The following is a 2562-nucleotide window of genomic DNA, read 5'->3' as shown; positions in this document are numbered from 1 at the left end:
CCCTCCTCCTCGCCGGGTGCGTCGAGGGCCCGGCCGGTCCGCCCCCGCCCCCGTTCGACGCCGTCGAGATGGCCGCGGGACCGTCGGAGGCCGTCCCCGGCCAGCGCGTCCCCGCGGGCGAGGTGGTGGCCCTCCCGAGCGTCGCGGCCGACGGCGGCGCGGGCGACGTGGTCGCGGCGGCGCTGCTGGGCATCGCCGAGGGGCAGCCCACGTACTGGTCCGGCTACGAGGACGGCGACCGGTTCGCCGGAAGCACCCCGTACTTCGCGTTCGTGCAGACCCGCTGGCTCCAGGGCGAGGGCGGCCCGCAGAGCGGACCGGTGCTGCGTCCCTTCCTCGCCGACGGCACCGAGGTCGACATCATCCAGCGGAGCCTCGGCGGCATCACCTCCGGCGGGGAGTGCCCCTACGAGGTGCCCGACCTCGCCCTCGAGGAGGGCCGTGCCGCGGACGAGCGCATCGAGTGCGTCGTCTACGCGGTCCCCGGCGGCCAGGAGCTCGCGGAGCTGCGCTGGCACGACGTGCCGCGGACGATCCTCACGCCGCCGGATCCCGCGACCCACCCGTTCCTCGAGGCCCCCGTCGTGTGGGAGGTCGACGCCCTCCCCGCCGCCGACGTCGAGGGCTGACCGCCGCCCCCGGCCGGGGGCTCGACCCCGCGCCGGATAGGATGATCCGTCGCCACCCGTCGGGTCGGGCGCACGCAGACGGCACACGAGACGCAGCAAGGGGATGGTCCATGGCGGGCAGCGCACGGCAGTTCAACGTGGCCCTCGAGCCCACCGTCGACCCGGCCACCAGCGAGGAGGAGTTCTCCCGCCAGGACGACGCCGTCGCCCCCGCCCCCGCCACGTGGCCCACCACGCACCACCGCCCCGACGTCCTCGTCCGCAAGGGCCTCGCCACGCTCGTCAACCGCACGCTCACACCGCACCAGGCGCTCGTGACCGACCTCCTCTTCATCCGGGACGCGCTGCTCGCGACCGGCATCGACTTCTGGCTCATCCGCGGCAACGACGAGCGGCCGGTCATCGCCATCGACGTGCAGAACCGCGACACGGTCGTGCGCGCCCTCGTGGCCGCCTGCGTCGACGAGCCCCTGTACGCGAAGACCGTCGACGGCCGCCGCCGTCCGCCGCTGCTCGTCGCCGACGGCCGCCTCACCGACAACCCCGACGCCGGCATCTTCCGCCTCTACCGACCCCGGATCGAGCCCGACGGCCTCCTCGCGTACGGCGCCTCCACCGCCGTCGAGCTGCAGTTCTTCCGCTTCGAGGGCGAGAACATCGTGTGGCCCGTCGAGAACTCGCTCACGCGCGAGATCCTCCCCGCCGCCGAGGTCGTGCCCGCCACGGTCGAGATGTACGGGCACGAGTGGCGGACGCTGCGGGGCATGTTCGACGCGCAGGCGTCCGACATCACCTTCGACATCGACATGGTCTTCTCCTGGGTCGACGGCAACGACCCCGAGTTCCAGAAGCGCCGCGCCGAGCGCATGAAGGACGTCGTCGTGGGCGAGGGCGACGACTCGGAGGCGCGCTTCCGCCAGATCGACGAGCTCAAGTACGCGCTGCGCTCCGTGTACCTCTTCGCGCCCTGGGTGCGCCGCATCTTCATCGTCACCGACTCCCCGAAGCCCGCGTGGCTGGCCGACCACCCCGCCGTCACGTTCGTGCGCAGCGAGGAGTTCTTCACGGACCCCGACGCCCTGCCCACGCACAACTCGCAGGCCGTCGAGTCGCAGCTGCAGCACATCCCCGGCCTCAGCGAGCACTTCCTGTACTCCAACGACGACATGTTCTTCGGCCGTCCCGTGCAGCCCGGCATGTTCTTCTCCCCGGGCGGCATCACGAAGTTCATCGAGGCGTCCACGCGCATCGGCCTGGGCGACAACGACTCCGACCGCAGCGGCTTCGAGAACTCGGCGCGCGTCAACCGCCGCCTGCTGATGGACCGGTTCGGCCGCCTCATCACGCGCCACCTCGAGCACGCGGCCACGCCGCTGCGCAAGAGCGTCCTCCTGGAGCTCGAGCAGGAGTTCGCGGAGGACTTCCACCGCACGCAGCTGAGCCGCTTCCGGTCGAGCACCGACATCTCCGTCACCAACTCGCTGTACCACTACTACGCCCAGATGACGGCGCGCGCGGTGCAGCAGGAGAACGCGAAGGTCCTGTACGTCGACACGACGTCGCGTGCGGGCCTCGACCTCCTGCCCGGCCTCCTCAAGCGCCGGTCGCAGGACTTCTTCTGCCTGAACGACGGGTCCTTCCCCGAGGTGCCGGCCGACGAGCGCCAGGCGCGCGTGCAGGAGTTCCTCGAGCGCTACTACGGCATCCCGGCGCCGTGGGAGGCCGCCGACGGGGACGCCGCGGCGGCCACGGGCACCGCGCCCGCCTCCCCGGCGGAGTGAGCCGCGCGGGCAGCCCCGCCGACCGCACCCCGTACGAGGTGCTCGGCGTGGATCCCGCGGCGGACACGACGGCCCTGCGCGCGGCGTACCGGCGGCTGGTGCGCGCGACCCACCCGGACACGGGCGGCGAGGCGCACCTGTTCCACGCCGTG

3 protein-coding genes are annotated in these 2562 nt (G+C 72.9%); all 3 read left to right on the top strand.

Annotated features, from left to right (window positions below):
- A partial coding sequence (locus Q6969_RS14890; protein ID WP_317231140.1) for a hypothetical protein occupies positions 1 to 629 on the top strand: 629 nt, incomplete at its 5' end.
- A gap of 110 nt (positions 630 to 739) precedes the next feature.
- Entirely contained in the window at positions 740 to 2410 is a 1671-nt protein-coding gene (locus tag Q6969_RS14885; protein WP_317231139.1) for a stealth family protein, read from the top strand.
- A partial coding sequence (locus Q6969_RS14880) for a J domain-containing protein (protein ID WP_317231138.1) occupies positions 2344 to 2562 on the top strand: 219 nt, incomplete at its 3' end. The genes Q6969_RS14885 and Q6969_RS14880, both read left to right, overlap by 67 nt.

The organism is Clavibacter sp. MX14-G9D (assembly GCF_032917815.1).
Classification (GTDB): domain Bacteria; phylum Actinomycetota; class Actinomycetes; order Actinomycetales; family Microbacteriaceae; genus Clavibacter; species Clavibacter michiganensis_K.
Note: the sequence above shows the minus strand (reverse complement) of the source record. Positions and strands in the feature narration are given on the sequence as shown.